The organism is Planktothrix paucivesiculata PCC 9631 (assembly GCF_900009265.2).
Classification (GTDB): Bacteria; Cyanobacteriota; Cyanobacteriia; order Cyanobacteriales; family Microcoleaceae; genus Planktothrix; species Planktothrix paucivesiculata.
Map to the genome: position 1 here is coordinate 1 of NZ_LR735100.1, position 531 is coordinate 531.

A 531-nucleotide genomic window follows, 5' to 3' on the forward strand; every position below is an offset into this window, starting at 1 on the left:
TTTTAGGGAGACCTACTTTTGAGTCGAGTGCCCAATCCAAAAATACAGCACCCTCAAAAGTCATCCCAGGTCGTGCTAGGAAAAAAGAGACTTTCAAACGTATCTCAAGTTCGGAAAAAGGGCTATTAGCTCAGGTGGTTAGAGCGCACCCCTGATAAGGGTGAGGTCCCTGGTTCAAGTCCAGGATGGCCCACCTAAAAAATGTGGGGGTATAGCTCAGTTGGTAGAGCGCTGCCTTTGCAAGGCAGATGTCAGCGGTTCGAGTCCGCTTACCTCCACTGAAAATATTCCTAGAACCAATCAGCACTACAGCTTTCCGAGAAGAAAGAGTAAATGCTGGGAAAAGTTCCAGCCAGAACCTTGAAAACTGCATAGAAGAATCAAAAGGGATCAAGAATGAAACCAGAACCGGGAATAATAAACCCGGAAAAGTTCTGGTGTTCAGGAGTTCGGAAACGAACAGAAATTCTCGAAAAAAGAGAAAGTGGTCAAGATAGAAAGGGCTGACGGTGGAAACCTTGGCACACAGAG

General features: G+C 46.1%; 2 tRNA genes. Both read left to right on the forward strand.

Annotated features, from left to right (window positions below):
• The first annotated feature begins 119 nt into the window (after nucleotides 1–119).
• Nucleotides 120–193, forward strand: a tRNA-Ile gene (locus PL9631_RS25730).
• A 12-nt stretch (nucleotides 194–205) separates the two neighbouring features.
• Nucleotides 206–278 (forward strand) — tRNA-Ala (locus PL9631_RS25735).
• Nucleotides 279–531 lie beyond the last annotated feature (253 nt).